General features: G+C 57.3%; 27 protein-coding genes. 20 read left to right on the forward strand and 7 right to left on the reverse strand.

The window, feature by feature from the left end; translation table 11 throughout:
- Window positions 1–37 precede the first annotated feature (37 nt).
- Both gatD and IYV58_RS24170 read left to right on the forward strand, forming a co-directional pair.
- Entirely contained in the window at window positions 38–1,081 is a 1,044-nt protein-coding gene (gatD, locus tag IYV58_RS24165) for a galactitol-1-phosphate 5-dehydrogenase (protein WP_049113455.1), read from the forward strand.
- 110 nt (window positions 1,082–1,191) lie between these two features.
- Entirely contained in the window at window positions 1,192–1,965 is a 774-nt protein-coding gene (locus tag IYV58_RS24170) for a DeoR/GlpR family DNA-binding transcription regulator (RefSeq protein ID WP_049113456.1), read from the forward strand.
- Window positions 1,966–2,030: 65 nt separating this feature from the next.
- Here the strand turns inward: IYV58_RS24170 and IYV58_RS24175 are convergent, their stop codons facing one another.
- A complete protein-coding gene (locus IYV58_RS24175) occupies window positions 2,031–3,032 on the reverse strand; it encodes a Fic family protein (protein ID WP_195729302.1) in 1,002 nt (333 codons plus the stop codon).
- Window positions 3,033–3,036: 4 nt separating this feature from the next.
- Window positions 3,037–3,900 (reverse strand): 16S rRNA (cytidine(1402)-2'-O)-methyltransferase, encoded by an 864-nt coding sequence (gene rsmI / locus IYV58_RS24180; RefSeq protein ID WP_195729303.1) that lies wholly within the window; start codon window positions 3,898–3,900, stop codon window positions 3,037–3,039.
- Between the two features lie 63 nt (window positions 3,901–3,963).
- Between rsmI and IYV58_RS24185 the strand changes: the two genes are divergently transcribed.
- From IYV58_RS24185 to dolP, 4 genes are read left to right on the forward strand one after another with little or no spacing between them, the layout of a single operon-like run.
- Entirely contained in the window at window positions 3,964–6,045 is a 2,082-nt protein-coding gene (locus IYV58_RS24185; protein WP_004125572.1) for a penicillin-binding protein activator, read from the forward strand.
- Window positions 6,003–6,389 (forward strand): YraN family protein, encoded by a 387-nt coding sequence (locus IYV58_RS24190; protein WP_049115747.1) that lies wholly within the window; start codon window positions 6,003–6,005, stop codon window positions 6,387–6,389. The genes IYV58_RS24185 and IYV58_RS24190 overlap by 43 nt, the downstream gene beginning before the upstream one ends.
- A 22-nt stretch (window positions 6,390–6,411) precedes the next feature.
- Window positions 6,412–7,002 (forward strand): DnaA initiator-associating protein DiaA, encoded by a 591-nt coding sequence (gene diaA, locus IYV58_RS24195; RefSeq protein WP_002918211.1) that lies wholly within the window; start codon window positions 6,412–6,414, stop codon window positions 7,000–7,002.
- Window positions 7,003–7,011: 9 nt separating this feature from the next.
- Window positions 7,012–7,587 (forward strand): division/outer membrane stress-associated lipid-binding lipoprotein, encoded by a 576-nt coding sequence (dolP, locus tag IYV58_RS24200; RefSeq protein ID WP_004125578.1) that lies wholly within the window; start codon window positions 7,012–7,014, stop codon window positions 7,585–7,587.
- 107 nt (window positions 7,588–7,694) lie between these two features.
- Here the strand turns inward: dolP and IYV58_RS24205 are convergent, their stop codons facing one another.
- The gene (locus tag IYV58_RS24205) at window positions 7,695–8,735 is read right to left on the reverse strand and encodes a permease (protein WP_195729304.1); all 1,041 of its coding nucleotides are present in this window, start codon (window positions 8,733–8,735) and stop codon (window positions 7,695–7,697) included.
- A gap of 72 nt (window positions 8,736–8,807) precedes the next feature.
- The gene (locus IYV58_RS24210) at window positions 8,808–9,455 is read right to left on the reverse strand and encodes an NAD(P)H-binding protein (RefSeq protein WP_004125583.1); all 648 of its coding nucleotides are present in this window, start codon (window positions 9,453–9,455) and stop codon (window positions 8,808–8,810) included.
- Window positions 9,456–9,583: 128 nt separating this feature from the next.
- Between IYV58_RS24210 and IYV58_RS24215 the strand changes: the two genes are divergently transcribed.
- Window positions 9,584–10,102, forward strand: coding sequence for a type 1 glutamine amidotransferase domain-containing protein (locus IYV58_RS24215; RefSeq protein ID WP_004125585.1), 519 nt, complete (start codon window positions 9,584–9,586; stop codon window positions 10,100–10,102).
- On the opposite strand, the gene IYV58_RS24220 is transcribed toward IYV58_RS24215, so the two are convergent.
- The gene (locus IYV58_RS24220; protein WP_004139879.1) at window positions 10,082–10,525 is read right to left on the reverse strand and encodes a YhbP family protein; all 444 of its coding nucleotides are present in this window, start codon (window positions 10,523–10,525) and stop codon (window positions 10,082–10,084) included. The genes IYV58_RS24215 and IYV58_RS24220 overlap by 21 nt on opposite strands.
- A gap of 55 nt (window positions 10,526–10,580) precedes the next feature.
- Between IYV58_RS24220 and IYV58_RS24225 the strand changes: the two genes are divergently transcribed.
- Window positions 10,581–10,865, forward strand: coding sequence for a GIY-YIG nuclease family protein (locus IYV58_RS24225; RefSeq protein ID WP_004125589.1), 285 nt, complete (start codon window positions 10,581–10,583; stop codon window positions 10,863–10,865).
- Here the strand turns inward: IYV58_RS24225 and IYV58_RS24230 are convergent.
- Window positions 10,852–11,355: a GNAT family N-acetyltransferase gene (locus tag IYV58_RS24230; RefSeq protein ID WP_004125592.1), complete on the reverse strand. Its 504-nt coding sequence runs from the start codon at window positions 11,353–11,355 to the stop codon at window positions 10,852–10,854. The two genes, IYV58_RS24225 and IYV58_RS24230, sit on opposite strands and share 14 nt — an antisense overlap.
- Window positions 11,349–11,873 carry a ubiquinone anaerobic biosynthesis accessory factor UbiT gene (gene ubiT / locus IYV58_RS24235; RefSeq protein ID WP_004125595.1) on the reverse strand — a complete coding sequence of 175 codons (525 nt, stop codon included), beginning with the start codon at window positions 11,871–11,873 and terminating at the stop codon, window positions 11,349–11,351. Before ubiT ends, IYV58_RS24230 begins: the two co-directional genes overlap by 7 nt.
- A 221-nt stretch (window positions 11,874–12,094) precedes the next feature.
- Here ubiT and ubiU point away from each other — a divergent pair, with 221 nt between their 5' ends.
- From ubiU to IYV58_RS24295, 12 genes are all read left to right on the forward strand, one after another.
- On the forward strand, window positions 12,095–13,090 hold the full coding sequence (gene ubiU, locus IYV58_RS24240) for a ubiquinone anaerobic biosynthesis protein UbiU (protein ID WP_004125598.1): 996 nt from the start codon (window positions 12,095–12,097) through the stop codon (window positions 13,088–13,090).
- Window positions 13,091–13,098: 8 nt separating this feature from the next.
- Entirely contained in the window at window positions 13,099–13,977 is an 879-nt protein-coding gene (locus tag IYV58_RS24245) for a U32 family peptidase (protein ID WP_004125600.1), read from the forward strand.
- 143 nt (window positions 13,978–14,120) lie between these two features.
- Window positions 14,121–15,128: a luciferase-like monooxygenase gene (locus IYV58_RS24250; protein ID WP_004125603.1), complete on the forward strand. Its 1,008-nt coding sequence runs from the start codon at window positions 14,121–14,123 to the stop codon at window positions 15,126–15,128.
- A gap of 202 nt (window positions 15,129–15,330) precedes the next feature.
- Entirely contained in the window at window positions 15,331–16,221 is an 891-nt protein-coding gene (locus IYV58_RS24255; protein ID WP_004125607.1) for a triphosphoribosyl-dephospho-CoA synthase, read from the forward strand.
- A gap of 155 nt (window positions 16,222–16,376) precedes the next feature.
- Complete coding sequence (gene madB / locus IYV58_RS24260) at window positions 16,377–17,585, forward strand: Na+-transporting malonate decarboxylase, carboxybiotin decarboxylase subunit (RefSeq protein WP_004125613.1); 1,209 nt, start codon at window positions 16,377–16,379, stop codon at window positions 17,583–17,585.
- A gap of 12 nt (window positions 17,586–17,597) precedes the next feature.
- Window positions 17,598–19,265 carry a malonate decarboxylase subunit alpha gene (gene mdcA, locus IYV58_RS24265; RefSeq protein ID WP_049112250.1) on the forward strand — a complete coding sequence of 556 codons (1,668 nt, stop codon included), beginning with the start codon at window positions 17,598–17,600 and terminating at the stop codon, window positions 19,263–19,265.
- An 11-nt stretch (window positions 19,266–19,276) separates the two neighbouring features.
- Window positions 19,277–19,609 carry a malonate decarboxylase acyl carrier protein gene (mdcC, locus tag IYV58_RS24270; protein ID WP_004125618.1) on the forward strand — a complete coding sequence of 111 codons (333 nt, stop codon included), beginning with the start codon at window positions 19,277–19,279 and terminating at the stop codon, window positions 19,607–19,609.
- The gene (locus tag IYV58_RS24275; protein WP_049112248.1) at window positions 19,602–20,531 is read left to right on the forward strand and encodes a biotin-independent malonate decarboxylase subunit beta; all 930 of its coding nucleotides are present in this window, start codon (window positions 19,602–19,604) and stop codon (window positions 20,529–20,531) included. Before mdcC ends, IYV58_RS24275 begins: the two co-directional genes overlap by 8 nt.
- Window positions 20,531–21,412, forward strand: a complete 882-nt coding sequence (gene mdcE / locus IYV58_RS24280) for a biotin-independent malonate decarboxylase subunit gamma (protein ID WP_195729305.1) — start codon at window positions 20,531–20,533, stop codon at window positions 21,410–21,412. The genes IYV58_RS24275 and mdcE overlap by 1 nt, the downstream gene beginning before the upstream one ends.
- An 18-nt stretch (window positions 21,413–21,430) precedes the next feature.
- Window positions 21,431–22,534 carry a hypothetical protein gene (locus tag IYV58_RS24285; protein ID WP_049112246.1) on the forward strand — a complete coding sequence of 368 codons (1,104 nt, stop codon included), beginning with the start codon at window positions 21,431–21,433 and terminating at the stop codon, window positions 22,532–22,534.
- Window positions 22,531–23,208 carry a malonate decarboxylase holo-[acyl-carrier-protein] synthase gene (mdcG, locus tag IYV58_RS24290; protein WP_004125632.1) on the forward strand — a complete coding sequence of 226 codons (678 nt, stop codon included), beginning with the start codon at window positions 22,531–22,533 and terminating at the stop codon, window positions 23,206–23,208. Before IYV58_RS24285 ends, mdcG begins: the two co-directional genes overlap by 4 nt.
- 31 nt (window positions 23,209–23,239) lie before the next feature.
- Entirely contained in the window at window positions 23,240–23,458 is a 219-nt protein-coding gene (locus IYV58_RS24295; protein WP_004125634.1) for an acyl-CoA carboxylase biotin carboxyl carrier protein subunit, read from the forward strand.
- The last annotated feature ends 183 nt before the right edge of the window (window positions 23,459–23,641 follow it).

Raw genomic sequence — 23,641 nt, forward strand, 5'->3', positions numbered from 1 at the left:
GGAGCATCCGCTCCCCCGGACATTCCTGGAGAATTATATGCAATCAGTGGTAATCCATGCTGAGGGGACAGTGCGCGTTGAAGAACGCCCGATACCGGCTCTGCAAACGGAAAATGATGTCCTGGTGAAAGTCGTCAGCTCAGGATTGTGCGGTTCTGATATTCCGCGCATCTTCGCCAAAGGCGCACACTACTACCCCATCACCCTGGGTCATGAGTTCAGCGGTTACGTTGAATCTTACGGCTCCGCGGTGACCGATCTGCAGCCTGGCGACGCAGTGGCCTGCGTGCCTCTGCTTCCCTGCTTTAACTGCCCGCAGTGCCAGCGCGAATATTTCTCTCTTTGCAAGCAGTACCAGTTTGTCGGTTCGCGCAGCGAAGGCGGCAATGCGGAGTATGTGGTGGTCAAGCGCGCCAACCTGTTCCGTCTGCCGGATCGGATGCCGATTGATGACGGCGCGTTTATTGAACCAATGACCGTCGGCCTGCATGCCTTCCATCTGGCTCAGGGCTGCGAAGGAAAAAACGTCATTATTATTGGCGCAGGCACGATTGGTCTGCTGGCGCTGCAGTGCGCCCGCGAACTGGGCGCCAAAAGCATTACGGCAATCGATATCAACCCGCAGAGGCTGGAACTGGCAAAAACGCTCGGCGCAACGCACGTTTACAACAGCAAAGAGATGAGCAGCAAAGAGATTCAAACGGCGCTAGAAGAGCTTCAGTTCGACCAATTGGTGCTGGAAACCGCCGGTACGCCGCAAACCGTCGCGCTGGGCATTGAGGTCGCCGGACCGCGAGCGCAACTGGCGCTGGTGGGCACGCTGCACCACGATTTGACGCTGCTCTCCGCCACCTTTGGCCAGATTCTGCGTAAAGAGCTGACTATCGTCGGCAGCTGGATGAACTACTCAGGTCCGTGGCCGGGAGAAGAGTGGCAAACGGCGGTACGCCTGCTGACGGAAAAACGCATTCAGCTTGCTCCGCTTATCGCCCATATCGGCAATGCAGAAAGCTTTGCCCGCGAAGTTCAGGCGCTGAACGGCGCGCCGATGCAGGGAAAAATTCTGCTAAAACTTTCCTGATCGACTGAGCCAGCAATCAGAGCTGGCTCACATAACCTTTCGAAAATTATCGTTCAACTTTCATTACCCTTCGATTACACTAAGATCAGTTAATTATCAGGCAAATTAATATGAACTCATTTGAGCGAAGGAACAAAATCGTCGAAATGGTTAATGCGCAGGGTAGCGTATTGGTACTGGACCTTTCGAATCTCTTTGGCATCTCCGAAGTGACTATCCGGGCCGATCTCCGTTTGCTGGAGGAAAAGGGGTTACTCACCCGCTTTCACGGCGGCGCCGCGAGGCCTGGCAGCAATTTGACCGAAGGAGATAACCAGGAAATTATACTTGAAGACCGTTATCAGCTGGCCAGCGATCCGAAGAAACGGATCGCTCAGGCGGCGGTAGCGATGATTAGCGAAGGCATGACGGTAATCCTGGATAGCGGCAGCACTACTCTGCTGATTGCCGAGGCGCTGGTACGCATGACCAATATTACGGTGATTACCAATAGCCTGCCCGCGGCGTTTACGCTATCAGAAAACAAAGATATCACGCTGGTCGTGTGCGGTGGCACCGTGCGTCATAAAACGCACTCGATGCATGGCACCATCGCTGAACGCTCGCTTCAGGGTATCAGCGCCGATCTGATGTTCGTCGGCGCAGACGGAATCGACACCACCAATGGCATCACGACCTTCAACGAAGGCTACTCCATCAGCGGCGTCATGGCCGCTGCGGCGCATAAGGTGGTAGCAGTACTGGATGCCAGCAAATTTAATCGTCGCGGGTTCAACCAGGTTCTGCCGATGGAGAAAATAAACTGCGTCATTACCGATAGCGGAATAAACGATGAGTATCGGAAGGCATTAAAAAGTACTCGGATTGAGTTACACATCGTATAGAAAATAAGGCAGATGCGGTGACATCTGCCCTATTTGACCATCACGTTTTGTACGCTGATAACCCGCTAAAGAATGCGCCAGGTTCCCCTTTTTTTTGCGCCGGTCCGCTGTAATCTTCCCTTTTGCTGCAGCGTCTTCAGATGCCGCTCAACGGTTCTGGCAGAAACATCCATTTCCTGAGCCATGTCTTTCGCGGTGCGCGTGGGTTCTTTAGACAAAAGCTTGAGGATCCGTTCCTCAACGGCCGCCAGCATTTCCACTTTTTCTTCCGACATTTCTTCCGACATTTCTTCCGACAGAGAAGCTGTTTGTCCCATGCCATCTTTCAACGCGATAACCACATTTTCCAGCATAAATTCAATAAATGGCGTGCTGTCACTCTGGCTATCACACATCCCTAAAACCTGGTAATAGCGCTCCTGCTGATAATGCATCAACGTTTCAACTGGTAGCCAGGCAAGCTCCGCGCGCCATTGGCTAAGAATCAAGGTTTGCCATAGGCGTCCCATTCGGCCATTACCATCGGCAAATGGATGGATAAACTCAAATTCGTAGTGGAAGACAGCTCCAGCGATAAGCGGATGAATGTCAGTGACTTTCAGCCATAGCAGCAACTCGTTGATCAAACGTTCGACCTGAGAGGCGGGGGGAGCCATATGAACCAGTCGGGTATCCCGGTAAATCCCTACATCTCCGTCACGCAGCTGGCCAGGGTTATCAACCAGCCCTATCATCAGCGTCCGGTGGGCGGTCAAAAGATCGGTTAACCGGTGGCTTTTCCATGCAGGCATTTTTTCATATGCCAGAATAGCGTTTCTCACTTCCTGAATATCTTTTGCTGGCGCAAGAACACGTTTACCCTCCACCAGCGCAGTGACCTGATCGGTACTCAGGCTGTTATGCTCTATCGCCAGCGACGCCTGAATCGTACGAATACGATTCTCTTTTCGCAGAAGGGGGGAGGCTCGTCCCGTTTGAGCTGACCAGTGCCCTAACAGCTCACCAACCTCAACAACCAGATTGAGAATGGCAGGAGAAATGCTAAACGGCGGCTGGTAATGACTCATGAGGTTAGTCTCCCTGCTGCTCCAGGGCATACTTATACAGGGCGTTTTTCTTCACGCCGTGGATTTCCGCGGCCAGAGCGGCCGCTTTTTTTAGCGGCAGCTCGGCCTGCAGCAGGGCCAGGGTACGCAGCGCTACCGCCGGCAGCGCCTCTTCCTGCGCTTTAAAACCTTCTACGATCAGCACCATCTCGCCTTTACGGCGATTTTCGTCCTCTTTCACCCATGCCAGCAGCTCGCCAATTGGCGCCCCGTGAATCGATTCCCAGGTTTTGGTCAGCTCGCGCGCCAGTACCACGTAGCGGGACTCGCCCAGCACGGTACAAATATCTTCCAGGCTTTCCAGCAGGCGGTGGGTGGATTCATAAAAAATAATCGTCCGCGGCTCTTCTTCCAGCGCCTTCAGCGTATCGCGACGCCCTTTGGATTTGGCGGGCAAAAAGCCTTCATAGCAGAAACGATCCGAAGGCAGGCCGGCTGCGCTTAGCGCCGCAATCGCCGCACAGGGTCCGGGCAGCGGCACCACGCGGATATTGGCCTCGCGGCAGGTGCGCACCAGATGATAGCCGGGATCATTAATCAGCGGCGTTCCGGCGTCGGAAACCAGCGCGATGTTTTGCCCCGCTTTAAGCTTCGTGACCAGCGTTTCCGCCTTTTGCTGCTCATTGTGGTCATGAAGCGCGAATAATCGGGCGTTGATCGCAAAATGCTGCAGCAGCAAACCGGTATGACGGGTATCTTCCGCCGCAACTAAATCAACGGTTTGCAGCACTTCCAGCGCGCGCTGCGTGATATCAGACAGATTCCCTATCGGAGTGGGTACAATAAAGAGCTGTCCCTGAGAATTATCTGCTGATTCGTGTTGTTTCATTGTCTCGTCCGTATTGCCGAATTAATATTGAGCATTGAGCCAAAAAAATATCACTGGATACATATGGTACCGTCAACATTTCTTCGTTCTAAACCCGTGCGTTGTCTGCCCGTACTGCTGGCCGCTCTGATCTTTGCTGGCTGCGGTACCCATACCCCGGACCAAAGCACGGCGTATTTGCAGGGTACGGCCCAGGCTGACTCCAGTTACTATCTGCAACAGATGCAGCAAAGCGCGAATGATAGCAAGACCAACTGGCAATTACTTGCCATTCGTGCACTGCTGAAGGAAGGTAAGAAACCGCAGGCGATTGATCTATTCAATCAGTTGCCATCTAATCTCAACGCCGCGCAAAGCCGCGAAAGATCGCTGCTGGCGGTTGAAGTGAAGCTGGCGCAGAACGATTTCCAGGGCGCGCAGACGCTGCTCAGCAAGCTCGACCCGGCAAGCCTTGAGCAGAATCAGCAGCCCCGCTACTGGCAGGCGCAAATTGACGCCAGCCAGGGTCAACCCTCGCTGAACCTGCTGCGGGCCCTGATTGCCCAACAGTCGCTGTTAAGCCTGCCTGCGCAAAAGCAGAAAAACATCGACGCGACCTGGAAAGCGCTCACCGCCATGACCAAAGATCAGGCCAACGCGCTGGTCATTAACGCCGACGAGAACGTCCTGCAGGGCTGGCTGGACCTGCAGCGCATGTGGTTTGATAACCGCAACGACCCGACGATGCTCAAGGCGGGTGTGAAAGACTGGCAGACCCGCTATCCGCAAAACCCGGGGGCGAAGATGCTCCCGACGCAGTTAGTGAATATGCAGAACTACCAGGCCGCATCGACCAATAAAATCGCCCTGCTGCTGCCGCTAAACGGCCAGGCGGCGATTTTTGGCCGCACCATCCAGCAGGGCTTTGAAGCGGCGAAGAACGGCGCGCCTGCCGTTGCAGGAAGCGCGGTTCCCGCCCAGGTCGCCCAGGCGGCGAATGTTGCCGAAAGCACGGTGATCAGCCCATCGCAGGCGGAGGTTACCGATCTGACGACGACCAATAACGCCCAGACCCCGGTACAGGCGCCAGCGGCCGACCAGGCGCAACCCGCGGCGCCGGTCACCGCGCCAGCTGCAGTACAAGCCCCGACGCCGGAGGCTACCAGCCAACCGACGGAAGCGCCGCAGGCTCAGGCCGTCGCCGCAACGCCAGCCAACCCTTCGGCAGAACTGAAAATCTACGATACGACCACTCAGCCAATGAGCCAGCTGCTGGCCCAGGTGCAGCAGGACGGCGCGACCATCGTTGTCGGTCCGCTGCTGAAAGATAACGTCGAAGATGTCATCAAGAGTAATACCTCGCTGAACGTGCTGGCGCTCAATCAGCCGGAGAAAGTCGAAAGCCGAGCCAATATCTGCTATTTCGCCCTCTCGCCGGAAGATGAAGCCCGTGACGCGGCGCATCACATTCACGATCAAGGCAAACAGACTCCGCTGCTGCTGGTGCCGCGCGGCGCCCTGGGCGATCGGGTCGTTACCGCCTTCGCCAACGAGTGGCTGAAGCTGGGGGGCGGTACGGTGCTGCAACAGCGTCTGGGCTCCACCGCCGAGCTGCGCGGCAGCGTCAACAGCGGTATTTCGCTAAGCGGTACGCCGGTCTCAACCCTACCGTCAGGGCAGGACAGCGCCCTGGGCAGCCCGAGCGATATGCCGGTCAGCAGCACTGGCGGCGTCGACGCCGCGTATATTCTGGCCACGCCGGAACAAATCGCCTACATCAAGCCGATGATCGCCCTGCGTAACGGCAGCCAGAGCGGCGTTACGCTGTACGCCAGCTCTCGCAGCGCCCAGGGGACTTCCGGCCCGGACTTCCGCCTGGAAATGGAAGGCCTGCAATATAGCGAGATCCCGATGCTGGCAGGAAGTAACCCGGCCCTGCAGCAGCAGGCGCTGGCCGCCGTTCGTAACGATTACTCGCTGGCGCGTCTGTACGCCATGGGCGCCGACGCCTGGTCGCTGGCCAACCATTTCTCGCAGATGCGCCAGGTTCCCGGCTTTGAACTGAACGGCAATACTGGCGATCTCACGGCCACGCAGGATTGCGTGATCAACAGGAAACTGTCATGGCTCAAATACCAGGGTGGGCAAATCGTCGCGGCCAACTAAGTAAACAGACCGGCGACGCCTGGGAAATCCAGGCGCGCCGCTGGCTGGAGAGCCAGGGTCTGCGTTTTATCGCCGCCAACGTCCGCGAGCGCGGCGGCGAGATAGACCTCATCATGCGCGACGGCAGCATCACCGTCTTTATCGAAGTACGCTATCGTCGCAGCGCAAACTACGGCGATGCCGCCTCCAGCGTCACGCCGCAAAAGCAACAACGACTGCTCAAAGCCGCGCGTCTGTGGCTCTGCCGACAGAATGGGAGCTTTGAGACTGTGGATTGCCGTTTCGATGTGGTAGCCTTCACCGGAAACGACATCCAGTGGCTAAAAAACGCCTTTGGCGAATAGCGTAAACGAATTAAGGGATCCCGTGCTCGACAGAATCAAAGCCTGCTTCACCGAAAGCATTCAAACCCAAATTGCAGCAGCGGAAGCACTCCCGGACGCCATCTCCCGTGCGGCGATGACGCTCGTTCAGTCGCTGCTGAACGGCAACAAAATCCTCTGTTGTGGTAATGGCACTTCCGCCGCCAACGCACAGCATTTTGCTGCCAGTATGATTAACCGTTTTGAAACAGAGCGTCCTGGTTTACCCGCCATTGCACTAAATACCGATAATGTGGTCTTAACCGCAATTGCCAACGATCGCCTGCATGACGAAATCTATGCTAAGCAGGTGCGTGCGTTGGGACACGCCGGCGATGTGCTGCTGGCGATTTCTACTCGCGGCAACAGCCGGGACATCGTGAAAGCCGTGGAAGCGGCGGTCACCCGCGATATGACTATCGTGGCGTTAACCGGTTATGACGGCGGTGAACTGGCTGGCCTGTTAGGGCAGCAGGACGTCGAAATCCGCATTCCCTCGCATCGCAGCGCGCGAATTCAGGAAATGCACATGCTCACCGTCAACTGTCTGTGCGATTTGATCGATAACACGCTTTTTCCACACCAGGACGATTAAGGAGAACACATGAAGGCTCTCTCGCCCCTCGCCATTCTGCTGTCTGCGCTACTGCTTCAGGGATGCGTTGCTGCCGCGGTAGTCGGAACGGCAGCTGTCGGCACTAAAGCCGCGACGGACCCGCGTACGGTAGGTACTCAGGTGGACGACAGCACGCTGGAGCTGCGCGTCAACAGCGCGCTGTCGAAAGATGAACAAATCAAGAAACAGGCTCGCATCAACGTGACCGCCTATCAGGGCAAAGTCCTGCTGACCGGGCAGTCCCCAACGTCCGATCTCTCCGCGCGCGCGAAGCAAATCGCTATGGGCGTAGAAGGGACAACGGAGGTGTTTAACGAAGTGCGTCAGGGCCAGCCGATCGGCTTAGGCACCGCGTCTTCGGATACCTGGATCACCACCAAAGTCCGCTCCCAACTGCTGGGTACCGACCAGGTGAAATCCTCTAACGTGAAGGTGACAACCGAAAACGGTGAAGTGTTCCTGATGGGGCTGGTTACCGACCGTGAAGGTCGCGCGGCGGCGGATATCGCCAGCCGGGTGAGCGGCGTGTCTCGCGTCACCACCGCCTTTACCTATATCAAGTAAGCGTCTCTGCCTCCCGGCCTGCGCTACGCTAAGCCGGGCTACGGGTTCACCGTTGGCTGTGGGCCGGTAGCCCGGACAGGCGCGCAGCGCCGCCTCCGGTAAGATCATCAGAGTAAAGCGACGCCCCCAACCACCGCACCGCACAGCGCCACCAGCCCGCCGGTCAGCCACAGCGCCTTCGCCGGGAACGCTTTACGCAGCATAATCAGTGACGGTACGCTAACAGCAGGCAGCGTAATCAGCAGCGCCAGCGCGGGCGCCACGCCCATTCCAGCCAGCATCATGGTCTGCACAATTGGGATCTCCGCCGCCGTCGGTATGACAAACAGGCAGCCGGCAATCGCCATGGCAATCACCCAGAACAGCGTATTATCCACCACGCCATCAGCGTGAGGGAATAGCCACACGCGCGCGGCGCCCAGCACCAGAACCGCCAGAATATAAACCGGGATGGTATTCCAGAACAGCGTCCACAGCGCGCGCAGCCAGCGGCTGAAGAAGGCGCCCTGCGCGGTTTCCGCAGACAATTCCGGCACATCTGCGGGCTGCGTCGCCGCTTCTTTCACCCATTTCTGCACCAGCGTGGCGACCACCAGTACGGTCGCCAGTCCGGCCAGCAGGCGAATTAGCGCGAACTGCCAGCCCAGCACGAAGCCCATAAACACCAGCGTCGCCGGGTTGAGCAACGGATTGCCCAGCCAGAATGCCAGCGCGCCGCCCATGGATACCTGCTGTTTACGCATGCCCGCCGCCACCGGCGCGGCGCAGCAGGTACACATCATCCCCGGCAGAGAGAACGCGGCCCCTAGTAGCGTGCCGCGAAAGCGCGACTGGCCCAACGTGCGCAGCAGCCAGTCACGTGGGATCAGCACCTGAATAAGCGATCCCAGCAGCACGCCTAATACCGCTGCTTTCCATACCGCCAGAAAATAGACCAGCGCGTAATCCCAGGCCGCAGCGAAAGGATTTGCGTCACCGTTAGCGAGGATAGATTTACCGATACTGTGCGTCTCGGCGGCGGTAAAAGCTTTGCCGTAGTAGGGCTGCCATTTGACGAACCACAGGCCGACGATAACGATGAGAAAAAAGAGCGCGGGCTTCCACCATTGAAACGGTGCTGCCGCCTGAGATGAAGACTGACCAGCCATAGCATTCCCCAGGGAGTGTCATGTTAAATTGAGGCCATGAATACTACGCTTTCAGGGAAATTTTGGAAATTATTAATCCCCTGACCGCGCCGCTCTCTCACGAAGCTGCGATGACGAGAGAATCTGTACGCCTTCATGCGTTGGCGATAGCGCCTCCGCGAGCAATGCGCTCGCCACGTCCCGCGCGTCTATCGATTTCAGGTTCCCCGGCAGGAGGCGGAAGAGCGGCGCAAACAGGGTCTCGCTGGTCCGCTGCTTTTCGCGTTCGCCTATCAGCATGGACGGGCGAGCAATGGTCAACCGCGGCCACTGCTGCGCAATCAGCGCCTCTTCCATCTCGCCTTTTACCCGATTGTAGAAAAAGGGCGAATGCGCGTTCGCCCCCATCGCGCTGACCACCAGCATATGCTGCGCGCCCAGCCTTTTCCCCACCAGCGCGGTATCAATAACCAGCGTATAATCGGCATGCACAAACGCCTCTTTGCTCCCCGCCTCCCGGCGGGTAGTTCCCAGGCAGCAGAAAACGATATCGATCGGATCGATCACCTGCGCCAGAGCATCCGTGAGCTGCGGATCGTGCGGGTTAAACACGCCGGCGATATCGGCCAGCGGTCGACGCGTGGGCGCGGCAATGGATTTAATCGCCGGCGCGTTAAGCAGCATTCGTAGTAAGTGACCACCAACTAACCCGGTCGCCCCCGTTAACAGTACCTGACTCATCGAAACTCCTTTGCAGACTTTTCTATGTTGCGATCCCAGCCTCATGTTCCAGACTTAATACTCTACGAGGTAATTATCCATCATCATCAAGGAAATGCCTCATTCCACACCGAAACACTGGAGGAAGAATGAGTAAGAAGATAGCCGTATTAATTACCGACGACTTTGAAGATTCAGAATTTACCTCACCGGCTGACGCCTACCGTCTGGCCGGCCACGAGGTGGTCACGATTGAAAAACAGGCGGGGAAGAAGGTAAAAGGGAAAAAAGGGGAAGCCGAAGTTGTTATCGATAAAGCTATTGATGACGTCAGCCCTGCCGACTTCGACGCCCTGCTGCTGCCGGGCGGATATTCACCGGACTCGCTGCGCGGCGACCAACGCTTTGTCACCTTCACCCGCGACTTTGTCAACAGCGGCAAACCGGTCTTCGCCATCTGCCATGGTCCGCAGCTGTTGATTAGCGCCGATGTGATTCGCGGGCGTAAGCTGACGGCCGTGAAGCCTATCGTTGTCGACGTGAAAAACGCCGGCGGCGAATTCTATGACCAGGAAGTGGTTATCGACAACGAGCAGCTGGTGACCAGCCGAACCCCGGACGACCTGCCGGCGTTTAATCGTGAAGCCTTACGCCTGCTCGGCGCCTGATTCACGCAGCCAGTGCAGCTTTTTACCAAAGCCCAGCGTGTTATCGGTGAACTTGATCTCATCGGGACGAATCTCCCAGACGGGCGCCGATAGCATGCGGGCCACCGGAAAACGGCTGACGTAGCGCTTACGCATCGCCGCCTCTTCTTCCCCGGCCAGGCGGCGAATTTTGCCTTTAAACTGCACGCCGCGGATCAGCGCGACGGTCTTCGGCTGGCCGTTGACCGTCCCGGCTACGTTGGCGCCTTCCCCGGTCATTTGGCCATGGCGCGTTTTTTCATCGCTGAGCAGATAAAATGCGACCTGCTGCGGGTCATAGACGTAAAAGGCGTTGGCGCACCACAGCTCGTCATCGCGGGCGACGCACCAGGTCACGACGTGCTGTTTGCCCAGCCAGCGGCTGATAGCAGCGAGCGTATCCATCTTTACTCTCCAGTATGTTATGGTGCTCACACCTTAACATAGCGATCTCTGTACCGTGTGCTGGTTTCTCTATCTGATTCGTACCGCCGATAATCGCCTCTATACCGGGATTACCACCGATGTTGCACGCCGCTTTTGCCAGCATCAGGACGGCAAGGGCGCGAAAGCGCTGCGTGGCAAAGGAGAGCTTCAGCTGGCCTTTAGCAAAGAAGTTGGTGAACGCTCACTAGCGTTGCGTCTTGAATATCGTATCAAGCAGCTAACGAAGCGCCAGAAAGAGCGCCTCGTTGCCGGGGACGGATCATTTGAGGCTCTGCTGGAAAGCCTCAGAAGCGGTTAAAGTGGTCGCTATATTCGACCAGCCCGCTCACGCCGTTCAGCGCGTCATCGGCCAGACGATGAACCTGGAAAGCCTCGGCGCTATCGGGCCAGCGGCAGCGCAGGTCGAAACGCGCCGCGGGTTCAAAGCCCAGACGGCCATAGAGTGCCGGATCGCCAAGCGTCACGACGGCGGCATAGCCAAACTCGTTCAGGGAATCGAGCCCTTCATAGACCAGCTGACGCCCGATGCCCTGGCCGCGGTAGCTTTCATCGACCGCCAGCGGAGCCAGTCCGACCCACTGCAGCTCTTCGCCTTCGACGGCGACCGGGCTAAAAGCCACGTAGCCTACGACCTGGCCTTCGTCATCCGTCGCCACCACGCCCAGCGTGATCAGACCATCTTCACGTAGACTGTGCACCAGCTGCGCTTCCGCGTCGCCGCCGAAGGTACGACGCAATAAAGCATCGATTCCCGGCGCATCAATCCCAATCTCTACTCGAATCAGCATGCCTCACCTACCGATGTCTGTTCAGGTTTCTGCGGGCCTTTCAGACCAGCTTCAACAAAGTCCGCCAGCTGCAGCAGCATGATGCGCAGCGCCTTTGGCATCTGCTCCAGCTCAATGGCATCCATCAGGTTTTTTACATACAGTCCCAGCTCGGTATCGCCTTCGATAACCAGGCGACGCTGGAAGAACAGCGTATCCGGATCCTGCTTACGCGCCGCAATCATCAGCAGGTCGCTGGCGTCAGCGCTGAAGCTGACGTCCGCTTCGGCCGCAGGGCTGACCACCAGACGCCCATCAACCACCGAGGTATACCACAGCAGACCGATGTCACGCACATGAATACTTAACCAGCGCCCCTCGAGAAAATCCAGTTCCCCATCCGCCAGCGCCTGGCGAAATTGCCAGCTTAATACTTGTTCCAGCACCTGGCGCTTGAGGGCAAATGGCGCCAGCTTAACCGGCACGCTCATCATCGACGGGCCAAAGTGAACCAGTTTGGAACGCAGTTTATCCAACACAAGCTTTACTCCATGAATGCAATAGTTCATCTATTGTGCCATATCAAATAAACGACATAGCGGCGTAAATCAACAAAATCACGATGCCGGGCCGCTGGTATTGATCCCGCCAATACGCTTTTAACTGCCTCAAATCAAAAATTGTCACCAGAAGGTTAACTAAAATCCCAGCTCATTAACCATCCAGCGTCCCTGACGGGCCGCGTTTTTCAGGAAAAATTATGGAGCTGCTCTGCCCAGCCGGTAACCTTCCGGCGCTTAAGGCGGCCATCGAAAACGGCGCCGATGCCGTCTATATCGGGCTGAAAGATGACACCAACGCCCGCCACTTTGCCGGCCTTAATTTCACCGAAAAGAAACTGCAGGAAGCCGTCAGCTTTGTGCACCAGCATCGTCGCAAACTGCATATTGCCATTAACACCTTCGCTCATCCTGATGGTTATGCCCGCTGGCAGCGCGCGGTCGACATGGCGGCGCAGCTGGGCGCCGATGCGCTGATCCTCGCCGATATCGCGATGCTGGAATACGCCGCCGAGCGTTACCCGCATATTGAGCGTCACGTTTCCGTTCAGGCTTCGGCCACCAACGAAGAGGCGGTGAAGTTTTATCATCGCAATTTCGACGTCGCCCGCGTGGTGCTGCCGCGCGTGCTGTCGATTCACCAGGTCAAACAGCTGGCGCGCGTCACGCCGGTGCCGCTGGAGGTTTTCGCCTTCGGTAGCCTGTGCATTATGGCGGAAGGACGCTGTTACCTTTCCTCCTACCTCACCGGCGAATCGCCGAATACCGTCGGCGCCTGTTCGCCGGCGCGCTTCGTGCGCTGGCAACAAACGCCGCAGGGCCTGGAATCACGCCTTAACGAAGTGTTGATCGACCGCTACCGGGATGGTGAAAACGCCGGTTATCCCACTCTCTGTAAAGGGCGTTATCTGGTCGACGGCGAGCGCTATCACGCGCTGGAAGAACCCACCAGCCTGAATACCCTGGAGCTGCTGCCGGAGTTGATGGCGGCAAATATTGCCTCGGTGAAAATCGAGGGCCGCCAGCGCAGCCCGGCCTACGTTACCCAAGTGGCGAAAGTCTGGCGTCAGGCGATCGATCGCTGCAAAGCCGATCCGCAAAACTTCGTGCCGCAGTCCGCGTGGATGGAAACCCTCGGTTCCATGTCCGAGGGGACGCAAACCACCCTTGGCGCCTATCACCGTAAATGGCAGTGAGAACAGCAATGAAATATTCATTAGGGCCGGTGCTTTATTACTGGCCAAAAGAGACGCTGGAAAATTTTTATCAGCAGGCGGCAAGCTGCAGCGCGGATACGATTTACCTCGGCGAAGCGGTATGCAGCAAACGTCGCGCCACCAAAGTCGGCGACTGGATCGACATGGCAAAAGCGCTGGCGGGAAGCGGTAAACAGGTGGTGCTTTCTACCCTCGCGCTAGTGCAGGCCTCCTCTGAGCTGGGCGAACTTAAACGCTATGTCGATAACGGCGAGTTTCTGATTGAAGCCAGCGATCTCGGGGTCGTCAACCTGTGCGCGGAACGTAAGCTGCCGTTCGTCGCCGGCCATGCGCTCAACTGCTACAACGCCGTCACCCTGCGCCTGCTGCTCAAGCAAGGCATGGTGCGCTGGTGTATGCCGGTTGAGCTTTCCCGTGACTGGCTGGCGAACTTGCTGACCCAGTGTGACGACCTGGGCATCCGCCATCAGTTTGAAGTGGAGGTGCTCAGCTATGGCCACCTGCCGCTGGCCTACTCCGCCCGCTGCTTTACCGCGCGCTCGGAAGACCGGCCTAAAGATGAATGTGAAACCTGCTGCATCAAATACCCTAATGGGCGCGACGTGCTCTCGCAGGAGCAGCAGCAGGTATTCGTCCTCAACGGCATTCAGACCATGAGCGGCTACGTCTACAACCTCGGGAATGAGCTCAGCACCATGAACGGGCTGGTGGATATGGTTCGCCTGTCGCCGCTTGGCAGCGAGACCTTCGCGATGCTGGAGGCCTTCCGCGCCAATGAAAACGGCGCTGCGCCGCTGCCGCTGACGGCGAACAGCGACTGCAACGGCTACTGGCGACGGCTGGCCGGACTGGAATTGCAGAGCTGATTAACCGCTCACTTTGTTAATGGCTATCGCTGCTTTTTAATGCACTATTAAAGATGCAGCTTTTCTGGCAGGCGTATCACGGATACGCCTGGCTGGAAGAAGACCTTCAATCTGATGACGATGCTGTAGCAAAGTGAGCCTTTATGACTGACAAACCTGTTTCGTTCTCGGTGCTCGATCTGGCGCCGATCCCGCAAGGTTCTTCCGCAAAGGAAGCCTTCTCCCACTCTTTAGACCTGGCGCAGCTGGCGGAAAAGCGCGGTTATCACCGCTACTGGCTGGCCGAGCACCATAATATGGTCGGTATCGCCAGCGCCGCGACTTCGGTGCTGATTGGCTACCTTGCCGCGAATACCACCACTCTTCATCTTGGCTCCGGCGGCGTGATGCTGCCGAATCATTCGCCGCTGGTAATTGCCGAGCAGTTCGGCACGCTCAATACGCTGTACCCAGGACGTATCGATCTCGGCCTTGGCCGCGCGCCGGGCAGCGATCAGCCAACCATGCGCGCGCTGCGTCGCCATATGAGCGGCGATGTCGATAACTTCCCGCGCGACGTCGCGGAGCTGGTGGACTGGTTCGACGCCCGCGATCCTAATCCGCACGTGCGCCCGGTTCCCGGCTATGGCGAGAAGATCCCGGTCTGGCTGCTCGGCTCAAGCTTGTACAGCGCCCAGCTGGCGGCGCAGCTTGGGCTGCCGTTCGCCTTTGCCTCGCACTTCGCCCCGGATATGCTTTTCCAGGCCCTGCACCTCTACCGCACCCACTTCCAGCCGTCAGAACGGTTAGAGAAGCCGTACGCGATGGTGTGCATTAATATTATTGCCGCCGACAGCGACAGAGATGCGGAGTTTCTGTTTACCTCTATGCAGCAGGCGTTCGTCAAACTGCGCCGCGGCGAAACCGGGCAACTGCCGCCGCCGGTGCAAAATATGCATCAGCTGTGGTCCGCTTCAGAGCAGTATGGCGTCCAAAAGGCGCTGAGCATGTCGCTGGTCGGCGATAAAACCAAAATCCGCCACGGGCTGGAATCGATCCTGCGGGAAACCCAGGCCGATGAAATCATGGTCAACGGCCAAATCTTCGATCATCAGGCGCGCCTGCATTCATTTGATTTGGCGATGCAGGTGAAAGAAGCGCTTCTCGGATAGTGAGCAATGCGGCATTTTTGCCGCATTTTTTTCCGCCTGAATGACAATCTGTGACCCACCTCATTCTTCTCGCGCCATTTCCCTCATCTGGTTACGTTAAGCGTAATTACGTTACCCCGAGCGTAATTGTTCTCTAAAAAGAGCGATGTTACTTTCTCTCTTGTTTTACTTTTCATAAATGCACGCCTCAAAGAGAACCGCCATGAGCCAACCAACAGCCAGTGCGATAAGGATCGGTGAGTGCTTATTAAAAGCGCTATTAATGGAAGTTTGCGCCTGGCCGAAACCCGGCCTGGTGACGCCGCACTCGCAGGGCGCACATGACGATATGGATATATGGCTTTTTATTACCAGTAGTTCTGCCATAGCGCCCTGTTTTTATGCTTGCGCGCAGGCCGGTGAATATCATCAGGGTGCGCTGGCAGATTTATTTCCCCAAATACGTCTTATCGGTATTGAATACGAATCCAGGCTGCTGCAATCCACCCGCCAGATAAATACTCAGCGCGGCATACTCTTTGCCGGAGCCGTTCTGGCAGCCGCCGCAGGCTGGCTGAAAGGTCAGAGACAGCCGCTTTCCAGCGAGTCATTAAGTCAGTGCGTCGCCGGGCTCTGCCTCGATCTCTGCCGCAACGATTTTGCGGCGCTCGCTCATCGTTCACCGAGAACCCACGGTGAAAAACTGTATCTGGCGTTTGGTGTCACAGGCGTGCGCGGCGAGGCAGAACGGGGCTTTCCGCTGGTCTGCCGTATTGGTCTCCCAACCCTGCGCCAGGCGCTCTCGCTGAGATTTAGCTGGCGTGAAGCACTGGTACATACGCTGCTCGCGCTAATGGCGCACTGCGATGATACGACGGTACTTTCGCGCGCAGGCCCCCCTGCGCTGCACGAAATGAAACATCGCGCGCAGCGCCTGGTCAACCTGGGAGGAATGAGCCACCCCGGCATAGAACATGAGCTCAACGAATTTAATGCATGGTGCGTGGACAAATGGGTCAGTCCGGGCGGGTCGGCAGATTTATTAGCGCTGACCCTGGCGATGTATTTTCTTTGCTATCAATTGCAAGAGGTCCCTAACGAGGAAGATATATGAGTATCTATTTATATACATTATTAACTTATGCCATGACGATTTTTATTTCGTTTGCCGTGGTCGGAGTAATTGTTGGCGTTAATAGAGTAATGAACAAGCTGAATATTACCGACGACTAATACGCCTTGGTTTATGCGTTATCAGGAATATATTTTATGGATATCTTTATTAAGCTCTTTTCGGGTATTGGTACCTTTTTTATTGAAGATCCCAAAATAGCCATTGCGCGAATATTATTAATCATTCTGGGTTTTATCCTGGCGTGGATGGGTTTTCGCCGCACCCTCGAACCGCTGATTATGGTGCCGATGGGCTTAGGCATGATTGCCGTTAACGCCGGGGTACTGTTTCTCGCCGGCGGGCAAACCGGCACCTTAATTCTCGACCCGATGGTCAGCGACCCCGTTGAGCTGGTCAACATCATGCAGATTAACTTCCTGCAGCCGGTTTATAACCTGACCTTCAGTAACGGTCTGATCGCCTGTATCGTTTTCTTCGGCATCGGCGCGATGAGCGATATCAGCTTTATTCTGCTCCGCCCCTGGGCCAGCATCATCGTTGCGCTGTTCGCCGAAGCGGGTACCTTCGCCGCGCTGCTGCTGGGAATAGAAGTATTTGGCCTCCCGGCTAACGAAGCGGCTTCTATTGCGACCATCGGCGGCGCGGATGGTCCGATGGTGCTCTTCGCCTCCTTGATTCTGGCGCCGAATCTGTTTGTCCCCATCGCCATTATCGCCTACCTGTATCTGAGCCTGACCTACGCCGGCTATCCGTATCTGGTGCGTCTGCTGGTACCGAAAAAGTACCGCGGGATGGAAGTGGATATCGAATATCCCACCGTATCCAAAAAAGCGAAGTTTATCTTCACCATCTGCGCCTGCCTGCTGCTGTGTCTGCTGCTGCCGGTCGCCGCGCCGCTGATCCTCTCTTTCTTTCTCGGGATCGCGATTAAAGAAGCGGAGATCGAACCGTTCCAGAAGCTGCTTGAGACCACCCTGACTTATACCGCGACGCTGTTTCTCGGCCTCCTGCTCGGCACGCTGTGCGAAGCGCAAACCATTCTCGACCCGAAAGTCGGCATCATTCTGGTTCTCGGTATTGGCGCGCTGGCTATATCGGCAATCGGCGCCCTGCTCGGCGGCTGGTTTATCTGGCTTATCTCGAAAGGACGCTACAACCCGGCCATCGGCATCGCAGGGGTTTCGTGCCTGCCGACCACCGCCAAAATCGCGCAGAAAGAAGTCAGCCATGAAAACCCCTATGCCGTCATTCTGCCGCTGGCGATGGGCGCAGGCGTCAGCGGCCTGATCGTTTCGGCCATCGCCACCGGGGTCTTTATCTCCACGCTATTCCTGCTGAAATAAGGGAGTAAAAACATGCTTAAAGAGCACAACTGGCATCAACTTAAGGATGACACGGCGCAGCGCCTGAAGCTGCTGGCTCCGTATTTCCGCACTGGAAAGATCGTCGATGCTAACGATACCGTCGCGGTGCTGGAGGCGGCGATCCGTAGCTTTGATCGCGTCAATATTGAAGGTAACAATCAGAAGCAGGCCGACTTTCTCGCCGAATGCCTGTGCAAAGTCGACCCGCAAAAAATCTCTGGCCTGCATATGGTGCAGTCGTCCGTGCCGCTCAGTTCGCACCTCGATCTGTTCGAGAAGGGCATTGCCGAAAAGCTCGACTTCGCCTACGCCGGCCCGCAGGATGGCCGCCTCGCGCAGCTTATTCAGCAGGGTAAGATCAAACTTGGCGCCATCCATACCTACCTTGAGCTGTTCAGCCGCTATTTTGTCGATCTCACGCCGCGAGTGTCGTTAATCACTGCTTTTGAGGCGGACAAAGACGGCAATCTCTACACCGGTTTTAACACCGAAGATACGCCGGTGATCGCCGAAGCCACCCATTTTCGCCAGGGGATCGTCATCGCCCAGGTGAACAAGATCGTCGATAAAGTACCGCGCGTCGATATTCCCGGCGACTGGGTAAATGCGGTTATTGAAGCGCCGCGCCCGTTCTACGTTGAACCCCTGTTCACTCGCGATCCGGCGTTGATCACCGATACCCACGTGCTGATGGCGATGATGGCGCTCAAAGGCATTTATGCCGAATACGGCGTCGAGCGCATTAACCATGGCATCGGCTTCTTCACCGCCGCCATTGAGTTGCTGCTGCCCACCTACGGCGAAGAGCTGGGGTTAAAAGGCAAAGCCTGTACCCACATGGTGCTGAACCCGCACCCGACGCTGATCCCGGCGATCGAGAGCGGATGGATCCAGTCCGTTCACTGCTTCGGCGGCGAACTGGGTATGGAAAAATACGTCGCTGAACGCCCGGACGTGTTTTACATCGGCCAGGACGGCAGCCTGCGATCGAACCGCGCCTTCGCCCAGGCCGCCGGGCACTACGCGCTGGATATGTTTATCGGCGGCACGTTGCAAATCGATAAGTACGGCAACAGCAGCACCGCCACAGCCAGCCGCGTTTCCGGTTTTGGCGGCGCGCCGAATATGGGCTGCGATGCCAAAGGCCGTCGCCACGTAACCCGCTCCTGGCTTAAGTGCGGAGAAGAGTTCAACGCCACTCAGCAGCAGCTTATTGGCGAGATGCCGCGCGGCAAACGCCTGGTCGTCCAGATGCAGGAGACCTTTCGCGAGAAGCGCCAGCCGGCCTTCGTTGACAAACTGGATGCCTGGAAACTGGCGGAAAAAGCCGGTCTCGCCCTGCCACCGGTGATGGTTTATGCCGATGACGTTACCCACGTGCTCACCGAAGAGGGGCTCGCCCACCTGCACCGCTGCGAAGGGCTGGAGCAGCGGATGGCGGCCATTCGCGCCGTCGCGGGCTACACCGATATCGGCCTCGCCGCCGACCCAGCGCAAACACAAGCGCTACGCGATGCAGGCATTGTGCAAACGCCGGAAGATTTAGGCATCGACAGACGCCGCGCCAACCGCCAGATGCTGGCGGCGAAGAGTATTCGCGATTTGGTCGAGTGGTCCGGCGGCCTGTACAACCCTCCTGCTCGATTCCGTAACTGGTAAGGGAATAGCAAATGGCTCTACATCAAATATCACATCATTTCAGCGGCAAAAGCGACCGTCCGTCTCTGCCGCGCACCGTGCACTGCGGCATCGTCGGTTCCGGCGATCTGGAAGTGTTACTGGAACCGAAAACCCTGGCAGGCGGAATCGACATCAGCATTTGTACGCCGGTCACCGGCTTCGACGCTATCTGGGAAATCGTCCTCACCCGTTTTCTCGATAATGGCCCGCTGGGCGATATGCAGGTCAGCATTAACGATAATAGCGCGACGCCCGCCGTCGTGGCGCTGCGACTTCAGCAAGCATTACAACAGGCCATGCCGGGAGAAAACCATTATGAATGATCTGCGTTTTCTGGAAGCCAGCGCCCGCGAGCGCGCCAAAGGTCTGGTGGATAAAGGCACATTTACCGAGCTGATCGGCCCGGCGGCAAAATGGATCAGCCCCCACCTGCCGGTACTGGGCGAAGCCGTGGAGTTCGATGATGGCATGGTCACCGGAGTTGGCCTGCTCGGCCAGCATCCGACCATCGTCATCTCTCAGGAAGGCCGTTTTATCGGCGGCTCCGTTGGCGAGGTTGGCGGCGCAAAGATGGTTGGCGCGCTGATGCTGGCGGATAAGCTGGCAGCACAGACTCACGACCCGGCACGCCGCCCAATCGTGCTTATCTCGTTTGAAACCGGCGGCGTACGCCTGCACGAGGCCAACGCCGGGCTGCTGGCGCATGCCGAGTGCATGGATATGCTGCAAACCCTGCGCGGCCGCGTACCGGTCGTCGCCCTGATCGGCAGCAAGATCGGCTGCTTCGGCGGTATGGGCTTTGTCGCCGCCGCGACCGACCTGATCGTCATGAGCGAATCAGGCCGTCTCGGACTTACCGGCCCGGAAGTCATTGAGCAGGAGATGGGCCGAAGCGAATTCGACGCCTCCGATCGCGCACTGGTGTTCCGCACCACCGGCGGCAAGCACAAATATATCGTCGGCGACTGCAACTACCTGGTTGCCGATTCGCTGGCCGCCTTCCACCAGCAGGCTTCACTGATTGCCGACCTGCCGTGGTCTGAGATTGAAGCGATGCGCCGGATCGGCAGCGAGGCGAAAGTCCGCACCCAAATGGCGCTGACGCAAAAAATCAACGAGCTTGCTCCCGTCGATGCGCGCGATGTCTGGGCTGCGGCAGGAAATTCAGCGCCGCAATCGCTGGTTGATATGGATCTGGAAACCTTCCTGAGCAATGTCCAACGCCTGTCCGTGGAGGAAGCATAATGGAAAATTTACTTGGCCAGGGGCGCGCCGCTATCGACCTGATTGTCGATGAGGGCAGCTTTGCCGAAAACGCGCTGGCGGGACTCAATCTCCCCTGCGACGACTACGGCCCCGGCGCGGTGGTTGGCAGCGCACGGATTAACGGCGAAATCTGCACGACGATCGCCAACGACGCCATGTCCTTCAACCCCCGCTTCCCCGTCGTCTACGCGGGCGTTATCGGCCTGGAGGAGGGGTATAAAATGGCGCTGGCGGTCTACCGTACGCTGGCGATGGATAAAGACAAACCGGCTGCCGAAAAGCGTCCGCTGGTGCTGATTGTCGATACGCCAGGGAATGGGCCGGGCAAGCTGGAAGAGATTATCGGCATGAATAAGGCCACCGGCGCATATCAGCTGGCGCTGGCCGAAGCACGCCATGCAGGGCACCCGATCGTCGCCATGGTCATTGGTCGCGCAATAAGCGGCGCGTTTCTCTGCCACGGCCTGCAGGCCGACCATATTCTCAGCCTGACCTCGGAATTCGGCACCATGATCCACGTGATGCCGCTCAGCAGCATCGCGCGCATTACGCGTCAGGACGTCGAGCGCCTGAGCGAACTTGCCCGCAGCAACCCGGTGTTTGCGGCGGGACCAGAGTTCTTCTGGCAGCTAGGCGGTGTTGAAGAGCTGGTGAAAACCATCCCGGCAATGAAAGAGACCATCGCCCGACACATAGCTGAAGTGCGCCGGCAAAAAGCGGCAGCGGGTATCCCATCGACTGGCCCACAAGGTCGTGGAGTCTCCGGCGAAGAGCGAGGCGGCAGAAAAGCGCGTGGCGTCATTCTGGCGCAAATGCGCGAAGAGTACCAGCACGTCGCGGCGCGTTATCAGCCCGGCTGAGCCAGGGAGAAGAGCAAAATGAACGATCCCATCGCCACGCTTGAATGGCTGCTTGAGGCCCAGCCCGGCATTCCCTCTCTGGAGGAGATGCCGTGCCGGACGCTGGATGATAAAGGCATTGCCGGCCCCACGGCTGCGCACGTGATTGAAGAGATCCATACGCCGCTCAACCTGGCGCTGGTGACCTTTACCACCGGCAGTAGCGCGTTTCAGAATATCGTCGGCGTCACGCACAACGAACTGGCGCTGCGCACCGCCGCCGGAAAGCGAGCGCTGGCAGCATGTGGCGTAACCGCAGGGCAGCTGGTGCTGGTGACCTACGCGCCGCTGGTCAACGTGTTTACCCGCCAGGCGCTGGATGAGAGCGGCCTTCGCTGGTCGTTTTTATCCCGCTCCTGCCGGGATGCGCTGCTGATCGCCCTGTGCCGGCAGCCGCCGGACGCGGTGGTGGGTGAGTCCTCTTTTTTACGCGCCACCCTGGAGCAGGCGCTGAAGATGGGCCTGGAGCACAGGCTAGCGAAAAAGCTGACGCTGATCGTGGCGGGTACGCCGCTGGATGAAGCGCTGGTTCCGCTGGCAGCTTCGCTGGGTTATGCACTGCACGATATGTATGGCTGTCAGGAATTCGGCTGGCTGACGCTTGATGGCATCCCGCTACGCGAAGATATTTCGCTGGTTCCCGCTCCACAGGGCGGAGACTGGCGGGAAGCGATCGTCGGCGGTTTACCAACCGGCGACAGCTTTCCCGTCGCCGCCAGCGGACATCTCTGCAATCCGCAGGGCAAAATCCAGACCTGGAAGCGCCAGCGCACCACGCCGGAATACGACATGGTGGTCATGGCGACCACCGCACGGCATCGGGAGATCGTGGAGCGCACCGCCCGGACGATTTTGCGTATTAAGGGACGCGTTTGCCACGTGTCAACGCAGCTGATAACCGAGGCCACGGCCACCCATATCCGCCTCTGGCCAAAGTCGGTTCCCGGCGAATGTACCGCAGGCGTTGCGCCCATCGATATTATCGGTCCGCAGGCAACGGCCCAGTTTGACGCTCTGCTGCAGTCCCAACGGGATTTACAGCAGCAGGCGAAAAACGATCCTGCCTGGTGTAAAGCGCGATGACCGCCCTGCAACGACATACCCTGTGCTGGCTGGAGCCTTCGGCGCTGAATGAAATCGCGGCGCAGCTGGAGTGTGAATTCAGCCACCTTCCTGCCGTACTGCGGCAGCAAACGTGGGAATATCTGCTCAGCGGATCGCTACCGGGCATCGTACGTCGCGGCTTGCGGAGTGAGAATCGTGTTCCCCTTGGGTTCTGTTTCCCACTGCGCTGGCAAGGTCAGCGAGTGCGTCTGGCCACTGAAGCGGCGTTATCCGCGATAACCCGTTACTCAACGCCAGAGCAAACGGCATCGCTCTCCATTGCAGAGCGTACTAATGCGATACGCGCATTCCATGCCTTGCGACAGGCATGGCGCTGGCACGGGCTCCGGCTCGGGGTCTGGGGTTCGGTGGCGCTGGAAATGGTCACGCCGTGGCAGTGGAGCGATACCCACTCAGATCTGGATATTCGCGTTATTCCCACCGCGCCAGGCGAACTCAACGCATGCTGGGCCTGTTTACGTCATACCGAAGAGCAATTTCAGTTACGTATTGATGGCGAGATTGGTTTAGCTGATGGATACGCAATCAATATCAAAGAGTGGTTCAGCGGAAGCGCAACTCTGCTGGCTAAAGGTGAGAATGATGTTCAATTAAGATCGCGACAGCAGGTCACGGCAGCAATAAGAACATAACTCTGTTTAATATATCAAAAAGGAATCTAATATGTCTGAAGTTAAATCAAAAGTTCCGGGTGTGGTCGATGAAGTAAAAGCCTCTGCCGGAGATAAAATTGAAAAAGGCCAGGTGGTGATTGTGCTCGAAGCCATGAAAATGAAAATGCCGGTCGCCTCGCCGGAGGCGGGTATAATAAAAACTCTGGCGCTCAATACCGGAGACCGCGTCAACCCAGGCATGGTGTTATTTGAAATTATTGCAGAGTAAAGTGAGTCAACACGCATTTAATTAAAAAAACAATGCGACATTCTATTGTGAGATTATTTCTATGTTAATGTCATATCAGTAAGCATTTTGCTTGCTGATATGATAAATCATAGTGACTGAGCAAACCTGTGTTCTTACGAATGTCCGCAAATAAAAACGCGCTATGCTAAAAGCCGCTGATTT

Origin of the sequence: Klebsiella sp. BDA134-6, assembly GCF_015601345.1 — a bacterium.
Taxonomy (GTDB): domain Bacteria; phylum Pseudomonadota; class Gammaproteobacteria; order Enterobacterales; family Enterobacteriaceae; genus Klebsiella; species Klebsiella grimontii.